This is a genomic window from uncultured Maribacter sp. (genome assembly GCF_947496775.1).
In the GTDB taxonomy this organism is placed as follows: domain Bacteria; phylum Bacteroidota; class Bacteroidia; order Flavobacteriales; family Flavobacteriaceae; genus Maribacter_B.
Map to the genome: position 1 here is coordinate 172,430 of NZ_CANMDU010000009.1, position 16,945 is coordinate 189,374.

Genomic DNA, 16,945 nt, shown 5'->3' on the forward strand with positions numbered 1-16,945 from the left:
ATGGGACTTTTATCAAAAAAAGACGCAAAGTTAATTACAGACCCATTAGCAGATAATAACCCTATTACTATTCAGGTATTAGGTATTTGTTCGGCATTAGCAATTACTGCAGAGCTAAAAGCATCTTTAGTAATGGCAATTTCAGTACTTTTTGTATTAGGAATTGGTAATGTTGTTATTTCTTTAATGCGAAATATAATACCATCAAAAATTAGAATTATTGTTCAGCTAATTGTAGTTGCTGCTTTAGTAATTATAGTAGATTTAGTACTTAAAGCTTTTGCTTATGAATTAAGTAAAACCTTGTCTGTTTTTGTTGGATTAATTATTACAAACTGTATTATTATGGGACGTTTTGAAGCTTTTGCTTTAGGTAACGGGCCATGGAAATCCTTTTTAGATGGCATTGGTAATGCAGTAGGTTATGGTGTTATCTTAATCATTGTCGGTTTCTTTAGGGAGTTATTAGGTTCTGGTACCTTGTTTGGAATTCCCGTATTAGGAGACCCAATTGCTAAAACAGGGTTTTACGCTATAGGTTATGAAAACAACGGATTTATGATTATGCCTCCAATGGCATTAATTGTTGTAGGAATAATTATATGGGTGCAACGTACTAGAAACAAAGCATTAATAGAAGATTAAATTTAGTAGTTTACTAAAATTAGACAAATAAGAATATGGAACATATAGAATTATTTTTCAAATCGATATTTATAGATAACATGGTATTCTCCGTTTTCTTGGGAATGTGCTCTTATCTTGCAGTATCTAAAAAAGTATCAACAGCTGTTGGATTAGGTGCGGCAGTTATATTTGTATTAGCGATTACAGTGCCTTTAAACTGGTTGTTAGATCAGTATCTTTTGCAGCCAGGAGCATTATCGTGGTTAGGAGAAGAATATGCAGAGTACGATTTAAGTTTTCTTTCTTTTATCATGTTCATTGCAACTATTGCAACTATGGTACAATTAGTAGAAATTGTGGTAGAGAAATTCTCACCTTCTCTATATAATTCTTTAGGTATCTTTTTACCTTTAATTGCTGTAAACTGTGCCATATTAGGAGGTTCTTTATTTATGCAATCTAGGGAAATTGCTACTTTAGGATTAGCTACAACCTATGGAATAGGTTCTGGTATAGGTTGGTTTTTAGCTATACTAGCTATTGCAGCAATACGCGAAAAAATTAGATATTCTAATGTGCCACCAGCATTAAGAGGTTTAGGTATAACCTTTATTATTACTGGCTTAATGGCTATAGGATTTATGAGTTTTGGTGGTATGTTAACTGGCGGAGATGAGGAAGCTCCTAAAGAAGAAAAAACAGTTACTGTTGAATCGACAAAGGGAAATAAAGAAGTGTTAGCTAACAACATAAAAGTAAGTAAGTAATGATTTTAGCCGCAGGTACATTAGGAACAATAATAGCAACAGTAACAGCTTTTTTAATTATTACGCTTTTGTTAGTTGCTTTACTATTATTTGTAAAACAAAAATTATCACCATCTGGTCCAGTAAAAATTACAATTAATGGTGAAAAGGAAATAGAGGTTGCTTCTGGAGGTAGTTTATTATCTACTTTAGGAGGGAACAAAGTTTTTTTGCCATCCGCTTGTGGAGGTGGTGGAACATGTATTCAGTGTGAATGTCATGTATTATCTGGAGGAGGTGAAGCTTTGCCAACAGAAACACCTCATTTTTCTAGAAAAGAATTAAGTCATGGAGCACGTTTAGCTTGCCAAGTAAAGGTAAAGCAAGACATGGAAATTACTATTCCAGAAGAAATTTTTGGAATTAAAAAATGGAACGCTAAGGTAGTGCGTAATTATAACGTAGCTTCTTTTATTAAGGAGTTCGTTGTTGAGATTCCTGAAGATATGGGATATAAAGCAGGAGGGTATATTCAAATTGAAATACCACCTTGTGAAGTAAAATATTCCGATATGGATATTACAGCGCACCCTGAAGAGCATGAAACTCCGGATAAATTCCAGGCAGAATGGGATAAGTTTAACCTTTGGCCTTTGGTAATGAAAAATACGGAGTTGGTAGAAAGAGCTTACTCTATGGCTTCTTTCCCTGCAGAAGGACGCGAAATTATGTTGAACGTGCGTGTTGCATGTCCGCCATGGGATCGTTCTAAAAACGGTTGGATGGATGTTAATCCAGGCGTAGCTTCTTCTTATATTTTTAATTTAAAACCTGGAGATGACGTTGTTATTTCGGGACCTTATGGGGAATTCTTTATTAACGAGTCTGAAGCGGAAATGCTATATGTTGGTGGTGGAGCAGGTATGGCGCCAATGCGTTCTCATCTATATCACTTATTCAAAACATTAAGAACCAATAGAAAAGTAACCTATTGGTATGGTGGTCGTTCTAAAAGAGAATTGTTTTATTTAGAGCATTTCTATGCGTTAGAAAAAGAATTTCCAAATTTTAAATTCTACTTGGCGCTTTCTGAACCAATGGAAGAGGATAATTGGAAAGTTAAAGAAAATATAGATGCTCCTGGAGATGGTTTTGTAGGGTTTATTCATAATTGTGTTATAGATAATTATTTGAGTAAACATGATTCTCCTGAAGATATAGAATTATACTTCTGTGGTCCTCCATTAATGAACAAAGCAGTTCAGAAAATGGGAGAAGATTTTGGCCTTGCCGATGAGAATATAAGATTTGATGATTTTGGAGGATAAACCTCAAAAATTATGTAAATTATAGTAAACTAAAAACCGATATTTTTGAATATCGGTTTTTTTGTACTTTACTTTGTAATGCAATTAAAGGAGAGAAATGAAAGAGTTAACAGAGCAAGAACTGCATAACTTAGCTATGAATATTGTTGGCAAAGAATTAGAGGCTAATGGTTTCGAATTTATGTCCGTAAATAGTGAATTAAAAAAGAATCCGCAGTTTGTATGTTTAAAAGAAAAGAAGATGCATTTTGTAGTCGTTAAAGCTATTTCTTATCCTGGTGACCCTAAGGATATGGATTTTTTTATGGCAGATTTAAACAAAATGAGAGACCATGCTCTAAAATTTGAAGCCGAAACCTTTTATGCTGGAGTTGGTTTAGTAAATGCAAAAGACTACGATTTACCGGTGTATTTAAATGAAGAGTATATAGTTGATTATGAAGGACTTGTTAAGATTTAATAAAATTTCCCTATACGCAATAGCTTTTGTTTACTTATTCTATTCTTGTAAACAGCAAGAGGAGTTAGTAAGAAACGATGCTAATGGGGCGGCATTAGGTACAACCTATAATTTGATATATTTCTCAGAGGCTCCTTTAGATTTGCAATCGCAAATAGATTCTGTTTTTGCGGTAATGAATCATTCTTTGTCTACCTATATTCCAGAATCTGATATTTCTAAAATTAATAGAGGAGATTCTACTTTGATTGTGGATAAGATGTTCCAAGAGGTTTTTCAATTGTCAAAAGAAGTACACAAGGAGACTAAGGGTTATTTTGATCCAACTGTTGGTACTTTAGTAAATGCTTGGGGTTTTGGCCCTGGCAAACAAATACGGCTAGATAGTGCAAAGGTAGATAGTTTATTAAATTATGTTGGGTTTAACAAAGTGCAATTATCTAACGAGAATACTATTCTAAAAGATGACCCAAGTATTTATTTTGATTTTAATGCTATTGCGAAAGGGTATGCCATTGATAGATTGGCTAAAATGATGGATGCTAATGGTATTACTAATTACCTTTTAGAAGTTGGAGGTGAATTGGTTGCTAGGGGAATAAACCCAATTAAAAATAAAACTTGGGTAGTAGGTATAGATGACCCGCAAGTTGTGGAAGGAAGAGAATTAAAACTTATTATTAAATTACAAAATAAGGCAATGGCTTCTTCTGGTAATTATAGAAAATTTAGAGTAGATGAAAAAACGGGTAAGAAATATGTGCATACAATTAATCCTATTACGGGATATACTAAAAATGGAACTACTTTAGGAGTAACCGTTTTAGCAAATTCTTGTGCCGAAGCTGATGCGTATGCTACTTCTTTTATGGCAATGGAACTTAAGGAGGTTAAGATGTTACTTAAGAATAATAAAACTTTAGAGGCTTATATTATTTATTTGGATAAGAATGGAGAAACCCAAGAGTTTATGACGAAGGGTGTTAAAAAACTTGTTGTAAAATAATTATTTTCTAACTATTGGAATAATTTCACCTTGTGCTAATCGGTATTTGTTTACGTCTTCTTTAGAAAGAACATTAGTGTAATCTTGTTCTTCAACTGTAAAGCCAATACTTCTTAATTTATTAAAATAATCTCTACCATAAATACGGACATGATCGTATTGACCAAATATTTTTGCACGTTCTTTTTTATCGGTAATAGAATTATCTTCAAAAGTAGTTTCACGTTCTAATTCTTGCGGAATTTGAAATATTCCCCAACCACCAGGCTTTAGAACTCTATATAGCTCTTGCATGGCTTTAGTATCATCTGGAATATGTTCTAAGACATGATTGCAAAAAATTACATCATAAGAGTTGTCTTTAAAAGGAAGCTTACAAATATCTGCTTTTACATCTGCTAAAGGCGAGTTTAAATCTGTAGTAGTGTATTCTATGTTTTTTAATTTCCGAAACCTCTTATAAAATGCCTGTTCAGGAGCAAAATGTAAAACTTTAAGCGTATCCGTAAAAAAGTTAGTTTCATTTTTTAAATAGATCCACAAAAGACGGTGCCTTTCTAAAGATAAGGTAGATGGAGAAAGTACATTTTCTCTTTGATTTTCATAACCATAAGGAAGAAATTTTTTAAAACTCTTATTGTCTATAGGGTCTGTGTAATTCTTTCCTCTTAGGGTAAAAGCAATTATTGGTCTAATAAGATAGCTTAGCCTAATTAATATAGGCCTAGGTATTATATTGAGAATTAACTTGAAGATTTTTTTCAAAAGAGGGGGTTGTTATTTATAATCTTCACGAATAGGAAAAAACGTATCAATAACAATACAATCCGTTAAAGCAACAGCGCTGTGAATAGCATTTGAAGGAATAACTGTTATTGTATTTGGTTCAAGAATTGAGGTAGTACCATCAATGGTCATTTCTAATCTACCAGAAATAATTTGTGTTATTTGTTCATTTACATGCGAATGAATTGGTAAAATTGCACCTTTATCAATAGTAACATAACCAATGGTTACATTTTCTGAATGTACATACTTGCCAGTAATTCCTTTTACAAGTTCTTTTGCTTTTATTTTGTCTATATTAAAAGTCATAATTACCTGTTTAGAGTATTTTGTGTAAACTCGTCTTCTTCGGTACTTGTAATTCCTAATGCTTCGTAAATATATTTAAACGTAGAAAGTAACTCTGGTTTTCCATTTACAAGAGCAACATCATGTTCAAAATGAGCACTTGGTTTGCCATCTGCAGTTAGGATTGTCCAGCCGTCTTTTAATTGTTTTATTCTACGAGTACCTAGATTTGTCATAGGTTCAATAGCAACAACCATACCTTCTACAAACTTTTTACCTCTTCCTCTTCTACCATAATTTGGCATTTCTGGATCTTCATGCATTTTACGACCTAAACCATGACCTACAAGTTCACGAACAACACCATAGCCGTGGTCTTCTGTATATTTTTGAATAGCATAACCAACATCGCCAACTCTATTACCGGCTTTAAATTCACGAATCCCTACGTATAAAGATTCTTTGGTAACATCTAGCATTTTTTTTGTTTCAGGGTCTACTTCTCCAACTTCAAAAGTATAGGCGTGATCTCCGTAAAAATCATTTTTTAAAGCGCCACAATCAATAGAAATAATATCCCCTTCTACAAGTGGTGTTTTATTAGGAATACCATGCACTATTTGTGCGTTAGGGCTCATACATAATGTATTAGGAAAATCATATAAACCTAAGAAACCCGGAATTGCTCCATGATCTCTTATATAGGTTTCAGCAAGTTTATCTAACTGTAAAGTGGTTACTCCTGGTTTTACTTCGCCAGCAAGCATTCCTAATGTTTTGGAAACTATTAAAGCACTTTCGCGCATTAACTCTATTTCTTCAGGTGTTTTTACTATAATCATAGTTTGCAAAGGTAAATATTTACATTTAAGAAAGGAAACCTTTATACGTTATGTGTATTAGATAGTTATTTAGCATTAAGATTAAGATGTAACTCTTTAAAATAGGTAAAAGCAGCTTGTAGTCTAGAGCCATACCAAGAGAAATATTCGCCATCAACCAAAATAACTTTAGATGAAATATTTAATTTTCTAATTTCTGAAATATGTTTATTGGAAAACGGAAAAGGTTCTGATGAAAGTAAAATTATTTGTGCAGTAGTTTGTTTAATTTCTTCTGAAGTAATTGTTGGGTATCTTTCTTGAGTATTACTTAGATTAGAAAAATTATTAATTGCTAATAAAGAATTTATAAAAGTGCCTTTTCCTGCTAGCATCCAAGGGTTTTTCCAGATAAAATATAGAACACTAACTTTGGGTTTGTTTTGTATGAATTTTTGAAAATTTGCGAGCTCACTTTTAATATTAGTAGTTATTTTGGAAGCTTTTTCTTTACAGTTAAAAAGGTTTTTATATTGTTCTATAAGATGAAGCACATCTACTATATTTTTTACATTAGAAACATGCACTTCATATTCTTTTTCTAAGCTAAATACAATGCCTTTGGTGTTTTCTTCTTTATTGCATAGAATAATATTAGGTTTTAAGGCTTTTATTTTTTTGAGTGATATATTTTTTGTGCCCCCAACAATTTCTTTGCTTTGTCTTAAATGGTTTGGATGTACGCAGAACTTTGTAACTCCAACAATATATTCTTCTAAACCTAGGTCTACCAATAATTCTGTTTCTGAAGGTACTAAAGATATAATACGAAAAGGCCAGCTAGGTAAAACAATTGTTCTACTTAGCTGGTCTTTTATAGTTGTTGCCATTCTGTGCTAAATTACACTAAGGAATGTTGTGTCATTGCTTCTGGTTGTGGTACTCCAATTAATTTAAGTATAGTAGGAGCAACATCTCCAAGAACACCACTTTCAATATTTTTCAATTCTTTGTCTATTAAAATAATAGGAACAGGGTTTGTAGTATGTGCTGTATGCGGGCTACCATCTGGGTTCATCATAGTTTCGCAATTTCCATGATCGGCAATAAGAATGGTAGAATATCCATTTTCTAAACCTGTAGTAATCACATCTTTTGCACAAATGTCTACGGCTTCACAAGCTTTTATTGCAGCACTCATTATTCCTGTATGGCCTACCATATCTCCATTAGCAAAGTTTAAGCACACAAAATCTGCTTCTCCTTTTTGTAATTCTGGAACTAAGGCATCACGTAATTCATAGGCACTCATTTCTGGTTGCAAATCGTAAGTAGCAACTTTTGGAGAGTTTTTAAGAATACGAGATTCCCCTTTAAAAGGAGTTTCTTGTCCGCCAGAAAAGAAAAAAGTAACATGAGGATACTTTTCTGTTTCTGCAATACGGATTTGTTTTTTATTATTTTTTTCTAATACTTCGCCTAAAGTCTCTGTAATATTATCTTTATTGAATATTACTTTTATTCCTTTAAAATCATCACTATAATTAGTTATAGTAACGTAGTAAAGGTCTAGCGTTTTTGTATTGTATTCTGGAAAATCTTTTTGGTTTAACATTTCTGTTAACTCTCTTCCTCTATCGGTTCTAAAGTTAAAAAAGATAACTACATCATCTTTTTCAATGGTTGCTAAAGGTTGTCCGTTAGTATCTGTAGCAATTAGTGGCTTAATAAATTCATCCGTAATATCTGCATCATAATTTTCTTGTATACTGTTGGCAATAGAACTAGTTTTTGTTCCATTAGCATTAACAAGAGCATCATAAGCTAGTTGTACACGTTCCCAACGTTTATCTCTATCCATTGCATAATAACGCCCGGTCACAGATGCTAGTTTGGTGTTGGTTCCAGAAATGTATTTTTCAATATCTTCTACGTATCCTTTTCCAGATTTAGGATCTACATCTCTACCATCTGTAAACGCATGAATATAAGAATTCTGAATACCAGCATTATTTGCAGCATCAATAAAACCTTTTAAATGATTTGTATGTGCATGTACACCTCCATTACTAAGTAGACCTAAAAAATGAACATTTTTATTGTTTTCTTTTGCGTATTGAAGTGCATCAATTAATACTTTTTCATCTTTTAAAGTATCTTTTTCAATAGCCATATTAATTTTGGCTAAATCTTGATATACAATTCTACCTGCGCCTAAATTCATATGTCCCACTTCACTGTTTCCCATTTGTCCAGTAGGAAGTCCTACATGTTCACCATCGGTTCTTAGAGTGGCATGTGGATAAGTGCGGTATAAAGAATCTATAAAAGGTGTATTTGCATTATCTATAGCAGAAACTTTTGGATCGGGAGATTTTCCCCATCCGTCTAATATCATTAGAATTACTTTCTTATTCATAATAGTAGTGTATTTACATGTCAAAAGTACTATGATTTGTTTATTAAAACTAGGTTTAAATGGCCTTTTTTACTGGTTTTTATGGCTTGTTATATCTATGATTTTTATCATTGAAAATGTTAAATTACTGTTATTTAACTCTCAATTGTGCAACAAATCAAAAGGGATGTCGTCTATCTGTATATAGAAGTATTTTTATTCATCAATCAAAAAACAATCATCATGAAAAAAACAGTGGTAAGTATTGCCGTTGCCAGTATGCTTATGTGTACTGGTTTAATGGCTAATCAAGAAAGTGCTAATTTAAATTTAACGGATTCTCATTTCGTTGTAAAATCTGATATTAGTACATTTTGTAAAGCTATTATTAAAGGGGATGTTTCTTTAGTAAAAGGAATGATAGAAGCCGGAGAGAACATTAATAAAAAATCTCTTGGAATGACACCTGCAATTTTTGCGGCGAGGTACAATAAGGCTGAAATATTAGAATTACTTATTAAAGAAGGTGCCGATTTAAAAATTAAAAGTAATAATGGTTTATCTATTAAGGAGGTTGCTAAAGCGGCAAATGCTAAAGACGTATTAACCTTATTGTCTAAAAGATAAATACGGTATTTTAAAGACAAAAAAGCCATTCTGTTTAGAATGGCTTTTTTATTTACTTTTTTCTCCCACTTAAAGTGTTCTCAGAAAAGAGGGTGAAAATTAAAATTCGAATCCTGTAACTACTCTATATGTAAAAGCATAGAGTGCCATGGATAGCATTATTACGCAAAATACGGAATAAGCCTTTAATAGCATTACTACGATGCTTGGCTGACAATTTTCGAAAGCTTCTTGATAAATGTTCTTAAAGTGTAATAGTGTTCCCATATAGTTTTGTTTAATGATTGTAAATCAAAGCTATAAGGATTAAATTTGAGACGGTGTAAAGACTATGGGTGCTCCAAATGTAGTAAAAAAATATATATCCATCGACGATTTATAAAATTAATTCGATGAAGTGTTACTCTTTTTAAAGCCTTTAAAATGAGGACTTCAACTTAAAAGTAGTTGGTCGTAATTAGTGGTTCTTTTATCGATATTATTTACACTTTTCCTCTATACTTTTCAATTGCCTCTTTAATTTTTTCAATTCTATTTTCAGGATCTGGGTGCGTACTTTGGAATTCTGGGGTTCTATTTGGGCCAGCGGCCGCTTTTAGAATTTGCATTACTTTAATCATTTCTTCAGGTTGATATCCCGATTGTATCATTAAAATAACGCCTAATTCATCACTTTCTAATTCATCACCTCTACCATTAGTCAATAGTTTATTTTGGCCAATTCCGCCAACTAATCCCCCCATATCGGCACCAACTGTGGCTCCCATGGTAACGGTCTGCCAAAAATTACTATCCGCAATACGTTCTGCTGAATGTCTACCAATAACATGGCCAATTTCATGGCCTAAAACTCCAGCCAATTGAGCTTCATTTAGTTGCGAAAATAATGCATACGTAATAAATATTTGCCCGCCAGGTAAGGCAAAGGCATTTATAGTTTGCGTATCTGCTAATAAATGAAAGTCGTATTTATATGGTGTTTCTCTAGCAATACTGTTCTTTACAAGTTTATTACCAATAGCGTCTACAAAAGCTTGCATACGCTCATCAGGATATAAGCCACCATGTTGTTGTGAAATTTCTGGTAAACTCTGAAGACCTATTGCAATTTCTTGTTCAGAGGTCATATTTATATTCTGAGTTCTACCTGTATATGGGTTTTCTTCACTATTGTTGCAACGTTGTATAAAGGCAAAGGCGACAATAGCAAGACCAATAAAAATACGAATTTTCCAACTTCCTCTTCTCATGGTATATAGTGTTTAAATGGTACGCCAATATACAAAAGAGTTAGAGAAGGTCTTTATTAATGCCTAAAATATTATTTCTTACATAACTTTTAATGAACCCATTTGTAAAATGCTCGCTGCCATAAAAATCTTCTTGTTGTAATAATAAAAGAATATTTTTTCTTCTAAAAGCGGTTAGCATGGGTTTAGATATAGGAGCATAGCTATAATGCCAAGGCTCGTATTTAAACCCTTTTCTTTTTGGATGATTGGTGTAGACTAAATAGAAACCATATTTTTCTGAATTTTCATTCATCCAATTTTTAAAATCCTCGTATGGTCCTCCTTCTTCAAATTTACTGGGATCTAGTACATTACCTTCTACTTTTCGGTACCCATCAACAATGTCTATATCTGTGCCCCAATGATGCCTACTAGTACCAGGTATGGTAGAATATTCTATAATTTTATCAATAGCAGCTAACGGCTCCATACCATTATCTTCTGTGTATTTGGCATATTTACGTTCCCAAATTAAAGTTTGTCTTTCAAAATTACGGTAACTAGAAACTACTTTTAAGTCTATGCCGGCACTGTAAGCGGCTTTTTTCATTTCTACAAAAGCATCGTGAGCTTCCTTTCTTAGATTAATTTCTTTTCCATAAAGTTTTATATCCTCCTTACCCATTAATTCTAGAATAGAATATTCTTTTTCACTATTTAATATTATTGGGGGCATAGTTGCAATTGCAATGGAAGTTAAACCACTTTTTTTAAGGAATGTTCGTCTTTGCATTTTGTTTTATTTAGTTTTTGGTATATGGTGTTTAGGTGTTATACGACAATACAACAAAAATATTGCCAAGGAAATAAATAAACTCTTCTTATTGTAAGACTGATGCTTACCAAAGATAAGAAGTTTTTAAATAATTCATTGCTTTCTTTTTGATAGTTTTTTTATTTAATTGTCTGATTATTATTGGTTTAAATTTATTTTTTCTCATTAGATGTTAAGTATAAATAACCTTGGTGTTTTTGCCTTAAATCATTTAATGTTATGATATAAAAATAAATACCAGAAGCAAGTCCATCGTTCTTTTTTATAACAGCGGCTCTATTAGAGTAACCTCTAAATTCATTGGTGTAATTATCTTGAGAGAAAACCATAACTCCATATCTGTTATATATTTGTAGATTATTATCCTTAGATTCTTCAATGCCATCAAGTACAAGAAAATCATTTACACCATCTCCATTCGGGGTCATGTAATAATTATCTAATTCTAAAGTGTTATATGTTTCTAACAAATCATCATTACCACCTATAGTTATAATAGTATAATCATTTGGGACAAAAATGTCAGATGTTAATGAGCCATACGTATAACCACCTTGTACTTCGGAATTTCCTAAGTTAACCCAATGTTGTAAAGATTTGCTCCAACCTACCACTTTTAAATCGGTTAAAAATTCGGCGAGAGTATTAATTTCACTAAAACTATCCCATGTTAATGTTACTTTCGAAGGAATATCCCCTTCTAAATGCCAAAATTCTTTAGTACTCACTTCAAAAAAGTCAGGACCTTTTGCATCTGTATCAAAACCATCATTAAATGAGGACGGCTCATTAGGGTCTTCATAAAAATAAGCGCACTTAGCAAACGCATTTGTTGCTTCTGATTCTAGTGTTAAAGTACGCAATCTACTCGCAACACCTATTGGGAAAATAAAAGAATCTTTATTGGTAATAGCGGCATATCCATCTATTTTTGAAACATCATTTTCACCAATATAAAAAGCATTATTTATGAAATTAATATGAATGTCTGTATTGTTTCTTGGAGTAACAACATTGCCTGTAATTAAGTTTCCATTATTTAAAATTTCTACTGGTGTTTCTAAGTATAAACTGTAATCGACAAGAACTTCCGAATCATAAAAAACTGGGGTGTTAGTTCCTGAAATAGTTAGCGATTTATCGTATCCATAAAAACCGATTAAACCAAGATTTTCATTAAATACTCCATCATTTATTAAATTTAAATGGAATCCTACGGAAGTGTCATCGTGCACTTTTATGTTGCCAAAATTATGCACTGCTTCTTGTGCTACTATAGTATTTTGTAGCACTAAGAAAAAAAATATGGCTTTTAACAGTTTCATAATAGTTTATATAAATTTAATACGTTATTGATATATTAGATATTCCACTATTGCTTTGATAAAAAGAAGAATCAAAATATAGAGCTTCTGACGCTAAAATAGTAGAGCTATAAAATTCTGACCCGTTTCGGTAATAAGAAACCCTACCAGAGCAATCTACTTGAATTTCAAAATTATCTCCTGGGGAGTATGTGGAAAAATTTCCTTTATTACTTCCGTTTTCATAAACGTATATATATGTATTAGCTGCGACGTAAATGGCATAATCTAAACTTTGATAAGATGCATTAGTTGTTGGATCGCTATTAAGACCAGCCATTCGATATCTGTTATTTGTGACAGCTGTAAAATTAAGTTTCCCTTCTTCTCCGGCCGGAATAGCATGGTAAGAAGAATAGCCTTGTGCGTTCCATCCCACGCCAGATGTTTTATGTAGAACTCCAGAATTATAGGCCATAGCTCCAGTTCTAAAAATATCTAATGTTCCTAAATTATAAGTAGTAGCACTAGTAGCTACTTTAAAGCCATTGGGTAATGTACCAGTTCCTGTGCTAGTAGTAACTTGTATGTCATAAGTGCCACCAGTACCTCCAGATGTGACATTTGCCGTTATCTGGGTTGCACTATTTAAGGTAACATTATTAACTGTTTGTCCAGGGATAACAACTTTTGCAGAACCATCAAAATAATTTCCTGTAATTATAATATTTTTTGTTTCATTAATCGCGAACTGAGAACAATTACCTAAGTTACCTGAATTGACTGACACAATAGGATAATTAAGGGGCATTCCAGAAAAAGTTATATCTGGGTCTAATCCGTTAGAAAAAGTATAAGAACCATCTGTGTTTTGCGTGAATTTTGCTGGAATAGAAGATATTTTATAAGGATCGGCATCCGTGCCTGTTCCGGAAATTATAATATTATCGTCTGCAATTATTTTAGTTTCACCTTCATTAGGTTGTAATTTTTTCCAAATACTACCATTATATTGATATAGCGTTTTATCATCCGTATTATATATTAAAGAGCCTTCATACGGGTTGGCAATAGTATTTATTTCTGCTAATGTTGCAGAATGTATTGTAACTAAGTTTCCAGCAGTAGGAACCTGAGCCATAAGTACTTTAAAAGTTAATATTAAAATAATTGATGTAACAACTTTCATTTTTTACCTGTCTTTTTCTTCTATAATTATATGGCAATAATTTTGGTCGGATGCCCAGGTTTGTAGCCCTCCACGAACATTTAAGTTATTTGCAGTTCTATTTATATCATGACTTCTATTAACCGAGGTTGTACCGTTATAAGACCTAGCTCTTAATTCAAATTGTAGAGTATATGTTTGATCTTCTGGAAGCCCAAGGTTAGTAATGAAATCTAATAACATTTCATGGTTTAAAGCGTGAATTGATTGAGCACTGTAACTCATAACGCCACCATCATAACCAGTGTTTCCAAGATTGTACCATGTGCCATTTACTCTTACATTTACATTAACATAGAGTCCACCCCAATGATTAGTGTTATCTCTTGTTGGTACATATAAAGTCATTTTTATTTTTTTACCAGCTTGTATGGTTACTTCGGGAAATAGATTTAATAAGGTAGCATTGCCGTTTGTAAAAGTTTTATTTCCCTTGTACACCTGCACATAAGATTTGTTACTCGAAAAAGTTGGAATAACTTGTTCACTTATTTGACCAGTAGCAGGGTTTTTTACTAATGCTTTTGTTGCGGTAGTTATGGTTGGAGTATTTTCAATTTTTGCGGTACCGTTTACGTCTAACTTATATGATGGTGTAGAGGTTCCAATTCCTGTATTTCCATTTGGAGAAATTTTAAATAACTCATTCATAGGTACCACCGAATTTATCGGAATGCTAACACCACCGGAAGTACTTTGAAAAGAAAGTCCGTTACCAATTTCTAAAGCACTTCGCTGAAATGCAACATTATTGGCGGAAGAGATATAATTAGTAGCTGTATTATTTGGACGTACCCCATAACTTAAAGTTAAGACTCCTGAAGATCGTTTAGTTCCTATTATTGCGGTAACATTATCTCCGGAATATTTTCCTTCAATTAAAGTGGTTCCTGTTGTAGAACTAGCTTCTCCTGATCTAATAATACCATTCACTTCTAGTTTTCGATTCGGTGTTTTTGTGCCTATGCCAATATTTCCGGTACTTTGTTTTATCCTTATTCTTTCTGTATTGTTAGCTTTAAAAACTAAATCTTCGGCATTAATGGAACCAAGAAAATTAGTGTTAGACAGTTTGTTGCCATCTAACTTCCATTCATCAGAATCTCCAATAGTGGTCCAGCCACCAACTTTGTAGATATAAATTTTTTCGGTGGTAGAATTATATAAAATACTCCCGACAATAGGTCCGGTAATAGACGGTAAATCGGTAGAAGCTACGTTATGTAGTCCTACTAAATCCCCTCCAGAAGGAACTTGCGCATTGGCAAGTAAAGAAAATAAAAAAACAAAAAGAAATACTATATTTTTCATGTTGTTATAAGTCTAAAATGGTAAACATAAATTCAGAGTCAAATCGATTTCTATCCGAGCCACCGTTGTCATTATCTCCAATTATTACTTGAAACCCTGTAGCCGTTTGGTTAGAGTAAGATATGCCTGGGTCGTCATTCCCGGTGCCACCTCTACCTGGTTGTGTTAATTGAATAATATAATCGGCATCTGATACTATGCCACTTGCGAATGTTACTTGATATCTTCCTTTACTAATTCTAGAAGTTGTGACTCCTGTTGTTGCTTTAATAATGCCACCGCCACTAGAAATTTTACCAATAGCTTTTACTGGGTTGTAATTTGTAACCCATTCTGTTCCTGTTGCAGTTGCTGTTAGTACTTGCCCTGCAGTACCAGCAGAATCATTTTCATCAAGAACTGCTCCTTCTAGTTCTAATGTTTCTTTAATAATAACTTTAGTGCTACTAGATGCTTCATCAATATTTAAGGCTTCAACACCACCTACTGTAAAACTAATTTCATCTTGAAATGGGCTATACATACCAGTATTAGTATCATCATGAAACCTATATGCAGGTTCACCTACAGAACCATCTGAGTTTAGGTAGCCTTCCGAACGAATAGCTCCTGTAACATGAAATTTGTTTGCAGGGCTTGAAGTTCCAACTCCTAAACGATTATTTGTGTTATTCCAAAATAATTGCCCGTTATTTTCTGTAATACTACCATCCGTATCGGCAAAAAATATGGAGCCTGTTGTTCCTGTAGGGGATAAATCTGATAAGGGAACGTCTAGGTCTCCATTAGAATCTGTAATCCTTAAATAATCTGTTCCGGCAACATTTACAGTAGTAAACGCCGTGTTTATTTCATTTGTAGTACTCCCATCTACCTCTGTAAAATTGTTGTATATACCATAAGGAAGTGAACTAGAACCATCTCCAGTAATAGTAATACCAGAATTACCTGCAACAATTTTTGTTTCGGTACCATCTGCGTGTAAAGATGATAAATTTGCTATTCTAGTAGTTGGGTCATCTTCAACTTTAAGGAGTAGTTCAAAGGTAGATCCGTTAAAAGCAAATAGCTCAACTTCTTGATCATCTGTAGAAACGTACCCCGATAAATCTACCCCAGTAGCCCCAGCTTGTGCATTGGTAAGAGTAAGCATATTAGAAGTAGCATCTAGATTTAAATCTGAAAGTTCGTTTGTTGCAGAAGTATCTTGATCGGCAGTAATATGTGTATCTAAATTGGTTTGCACTAAAGCGATAGCGTTATCCGCATCGGTTTCATTAGCATCAACATCCGCCTGAATAGCAGTTTCCGCAGCCGTAGCACGAGTTACTTCTGCAGTAATGGCAGCAGTATTGTTCGCAATATCGGTATCGTTGGAACTAATATTCGTTGTATTTGTAGTAATTAAAGCAGTATTAGCAGCGATATCACTAGATTCTTCTAAATCAGAAAGATCCACCGTAACATCATTTCCACCTTCAATATTAATTGCTAATTCGCTCGTAGCAGAAAGCGTAGCAGATTCTAAGTTTTGATCATCCGAAGAAACATATCCCGATAAATCTACCCCGGTAGCACCAGCTTCTGCATTGGTAAGGGTAAGCATATTAGAAGTAGCATCTAAGTTTAAATCAGAAAGTTCGTTTGTTGCAGAAGTATCTTGATCCGCAGTAATATGTGTATCTAAATTAGTTTGCACTAAAGCGATAGCGTTATCCGCATCGGTTTCATTAGCATCAACATCCGCCTGAATAGTAGTTTCTGCAGCCGTAGCACGAGTTACTTCTGCAGTAATGGCAGCAGTATTGTTCGCAATATCGGTATCGTTGGAACTAATATTCGTTGTATTTGTAGTTATCAAAGCGGTGTTCGCAGCGATATCACTAGATTCTTCTAAATCAGAAAGATCCACCGAAACATCATTACCACCTTCAATATTAATTGCTAA

18 protein-coding genes are annotated in these 16,945 nt (G+C 33.3%); 6 read left to right on the forward strand and 12 right to left on the reverse strand.

From position 1 onward, the window contains the following. The 5 genes from Q0856_RS14600 to Q0856_RS14620 all read left to right on the forward strand — a co-directional run bounded on the left by Q0856_RS14600 (nucleotide 1) and on the right by Q0856_RS14620 (nucleotide 4,167). On the forward strand, nucleotides 1-645 hold the full coding sequence (locus Q0856_RS14600) for an NADH:ubiquinone reductase (Na(+)-transporting) subunit D (RefSeq protein WP_298479096.1): 645 nt from the start codon (nucleotides 1-3) through the stop codon (nucleotides 643-645). A gap of 35 nt (nucleotides 646-680) precedes the next feature. Then, nucleotides 681-1,394 carry an NADH:ubiquinone reductase (Na(+)-transporting) subunit E gene (gene nqrE / locus Q0856_RS14605; RefSeq protein ID WP_298479095.1) on the forward strand — a complete coding sequence of 238 codons (714 nt, stop codon included), beginning with the start codon at nucleotides 681-683 and terminating at the stop codon, nucleotides 1,392-1,394. Then, nucleotides 1,394-2,701, forward strand: coding sequence for an NADH:ubiquinone reductase (Na(+)-transporting) subunit F (gene nqrF, locus Q0856_RS14610; RefSeq protein ID WP_298479094.1), 1,308 nt, complete (start codon nucleotides 1,394-1,396; stop codon nucleotides 2,699-2,701). The genes nqrE and nqrF overlap by 1 nt, the downstream gene beginning before the upstream one ends. Nucleotides 2,702-2,798: 97 nt before the next feature. Next, nucleotides 2,799-3,161 (forward strand): Na(+)-translocating NADH-quinone reductase subunit F, encoded by a 363-nt coding sequence (locus tag Q0856_RS14615; protein ID WP_298506215.1) that lies wholly within the window; start codon nucleotides 2,799-2,801, stop codon nucleotides 3,159-3,161. Continuing rightward, on the forward strand, nucleotides 3,139-4,167 hold the full coding sequence (locus Q0856_RS14620; protein ID WP_298506219.1) for an FAD:protein FMN transferase: 1,029 nt from the start codon (nucleotides 3,139-3,141) through the stop codon (nucleotides 4,165-4,167). Before Q0856_RS14615 ends, Q0856_RS14620 begins: the two co-directional genes overlap by 23 nt. Here Q0856_RS14620 and Q0856_RS14625 read toward each other — a convergent pair whose 3' ends face one another. The 5 genes from Q0856_RS14625 to gpmI all read right to left on the reverse strand — a co-directional run bounded on the left by Q0856_RS14625 (nucleotide 4,168) and on the right by gpmI (nucleotide 8,481). Next, complete coding sequence (locus Q0856_RS14625) at nucleotides 4,168-4,932, reverse strand: class I SAM-dependent methyltransferase (protein WP_298506221.1); 765 nt, start codon at nucleotides 4,930-4,932, stop codon at nucleotides 4,168-4,170. A gap of 12 nt (nucleotides 4,933-4,944) precedes the next feature. Further along, complete coding sequence (locus Q0856_RS14630; RefSeq protein ID WP_298479090.1) at nucleotides 4,945-5,262, reverse strand: cupin domain-containing protein; 318 nt, start codon at nucleotides 5,260-5,262, stop codon at nucleotides 4,945-4,947. A gap of 2 nt (nucleotides 5,263-5,264) precedes the next feature. After that, complete coding sequence (gene map / locus Q0856_RS14635) at nucleotides 5,265-6,083, reverse strand: type I methionyl aminopeptidase (protein ID WP_298479089.1); 819 nt, start codon at nucleotides 6,081-6,083, stop codon at nucleotides 5,265-5,267. Between the two features lie 65 nt (nucleotides 6,084-6,148). Continuing rightward, entirely contained in the window at nucleotides 6,149-6,952 is an 804-nt protein-coding gene (locus Q0856_RS14640) for a helical backbone metal receptor (RefSeq protein ID WP_298506223.1), read from the reverse strand. A gap of 11 nt (nucleotides 6,953-6,963) precedes the next feature. Beyond that, nucleotides 6,964-8,481 (reverse strand): 2,3-bisphosphoglycerate-independent phosphoglycerate mutase, encoded by a 1,518-nt coding sequence (gene gpmI / locus Q0856_RS14645; protein ID WP_298506225.1) that lies wholly within the window; start codon nucleotides 8,479-8,481, stop codon nucleotides 6,964-6,966. 222 nt (nucleotides 8,482-8,703) lie between these two features. Between gpmI and Q0856_RS14650 the strand changes: the two genes are divergently transcribed. Beyond that, nucleotides 8,704-9,087 carry an ankyrin repeat domain-containing protein gene (locus Q0856_RS14650; protein ID WP_298479086.1) on the forward strand — a complete coding sequence of 128 codons (384 nt, stop codon included), beginning with the start codon at nucleotides 8,704-8,706 and terminating at the stop codon, nucleotides 9,085-9,087. A 99-nt stretch (nucleotides 9,088-9,186) separates the two neighbouring features. Here the strand turns inward: Q0856_RS14650 and Q0856_RS14655 are convergent, their stop codons facing one another. From Q0856_RS14655 to Q0856_RS14685, 7 genes are all read right to left on the reverse strand, one after another. After that, nucleotides 9,187-9,354 (reverse strand): DUF6747 family protein, encoded by a 168-nt coding sequence (locus tag Q0856_RS14655; protein ID WP_298479085.1) that lies wholly within the window; start codon nucleotides 9,352-9,354, stop codon nucleotides 9,187-9,189. A 215-nt stretch (nucleotides 9,355-9,569) separates the two neighbouring features. Continuing rightward, entirely contained in the window at nucleotides 9,570-10,337 is a 768-nt protein-coding gene (locus Q0856_RS14660) for a M48 family metalloprotease (RefSeq protein WP_298479084.1), read from the reverse strand. Between the two features lie 40 nt (nucleotides 10,338-10,377). Continuing rightward, on the reverse strand, nucleotides 10,378-11,112 hold the full coding sequence (locus Q0856_RS14665) for a M15 family metallopeptidase (protein ID WP_298479083.1): 735 nt from the start codon (nucleotides 11,110-11,112) through the stop codon (nucleotides 10,378-10,380). A gap of 194 nt (nucleotides 11,113-11,306) precedes the next feature. After that, nucleotides 11,307-12,479, reverse strand: a complete 1,173-nt coding sequence (locus Q0856_RS14670; RefSeq protein WP_298479082.1) for a gliding motility-associated C-terminal domain-containing protein — start codon at nucleotides 12,477-12,479, stop codon at nucleotides 11,307-11,309. A 16-nt stretch (nucleotides 12,480-12,495) separates the two neighbouring features. Continuing rightward, complete coding sequence (locus Q0856_RS14675; protein WP_298506228.1) at nucleotides 12,496-13,647, reverse strand: hypothetical protein; 1,152 nt, start codon at nucleotides 13,645-13,647, stop codon at nucleotides 12,496-12,498. Between the two features lie 3 nt (nucleotides 13,648-13,650). Next, nucleotides 13,651-14,997: a hypothetical protein gene (locus Q0856_RS14680; RefSeq protein WP_298479080.1), complete on the reverse strand. Its 1,347-nt coding sequence runs from the start codon at nucleotides 14,995-14,997 to the stop codon at nucleotides 13,651-13,653. Nucleotides 14,998-15,001: 4 nt separating this feature from the next. Next, nucleotides 15,002-16,945: hypothetical protein (locus Q0856_RS14685; RefSeq protein ID WP_298506231.1), on the reverse strand; the 1,944-nt coding region annotated here is incomplete at its 5' end.

Excerpts from the sequence above, each read along its gene's own strand:
- Q0856_RS14600 (WP_298479096.1), top strand. The coding sequence starts at position 1 with ATGGGACTTTTATCAAAAAAAGACGCAAAGTTAATTACAGACCCATTA.
- Q0856_RS14660 (WP_298479084.1), bottom strand. The coding sequence starts at position 10,337 with ATGAGAAGAGGAAGTTGGAAAATTCGTATTTTTATTGGTCTTGCTATT.
- gpmI (WP_298506225.1), bottom strand. The coding sequence starts at position 8,481 with ATGAATAAGAAAGTAATTCTAATGATATTAGACGGATGGGGAAAATCT.
- nqrE (WP_298479095.1), top strand. The coding sequence starts at position 681 with ATGGAACATATAGAATTATTTTTCAAATCGATATTTATAGATAACATG.
- Q0856_RS14680 (WP_298479080.1), bottom strand. The coding sequence starts at position 14,997 with ATGAAAAATATAGTATTTCTTTTTGTTTTTTTATTTTCTTTACTTGCC.
- Q0856_RS14615 (WP_298506215.1), top strand. The coding sequence starts at position 2,799 with ATGAAAGAGTTAACAGAGCAAGAACTGCATAACTTAGCTATGAATATT.
- Q0856_RS14670 (WP_298479082.1), bottom strand. The coding sequence starts at position 12,479 with ATGAAACTGTTAAAAGCCATATTTTTTTTCTTAGTGCTACAAAATACT.
- Q0856_RS14655 (WP_298479085.1), bottom strand. The coding sequence starts at position 9,354 with ATGGGAACACTATTACACTTTAAGAACATTTATCAAGAAGCTTTCGAA.
- Q0856_RS14650 (WP_298479086.1), top strand. The coding sequence starts at position 8,704 with ATGAAAAAAACAGTGGTAAGTATTGCCGTTGCCAGTATGCTTATGTGT.
- Q0856_RS14640 (WP_298506223.1), bottom strand. The coding sequence starts at position 6,952 with ATGGCAACAACTATAAAAGACCAGCTAAGTAGAACAATTGTTTTACCT.
- nqrF (WP_298479094.1), top strand. The coding sequence starts at position 1,394 with ATGATTTTAGCCGCAGGTACATTAGGAACAATAATAGCAACAGTAACA.
- Q0856_RS14620 (WP_298506219.1), top strand. The coding sequence starts at position 3,139 with ATGAAGGACTTGTTAAGATTTAATAAAATTTCCCTATACGCAATAGCT.
- Q0856_RS14630 (WP_298479090.1), bottom strand. The coding sequence starts at position 5,262 with ATGACTTTTAATATAGACAAAATAAAAGCAAAAGAACTTGTAAAAGGA.
- Q0856_RS14675 (WP_298506228.1), bottom strand. The coding sequence starts at position 13,647 with ATGAAAGTTGTTACATCAATTATTTTAATATTAACTTTTAAAGTACTT.
- map (WP_298479089.1), bottom strand. The coding sequence starts at position 6,083 with ATGATTATAGTAAAAACACCTGAAGAAATAGAGTTAATGCGCGAAAGT.
- Q0856_RS14665 (WP_298479083.1), bottom strand. The coding sequence starts at position 11,112 with ATGCAAAGACGAACATTCCTTAAAAAAAGTGGTTTAACTTCCATTGCA.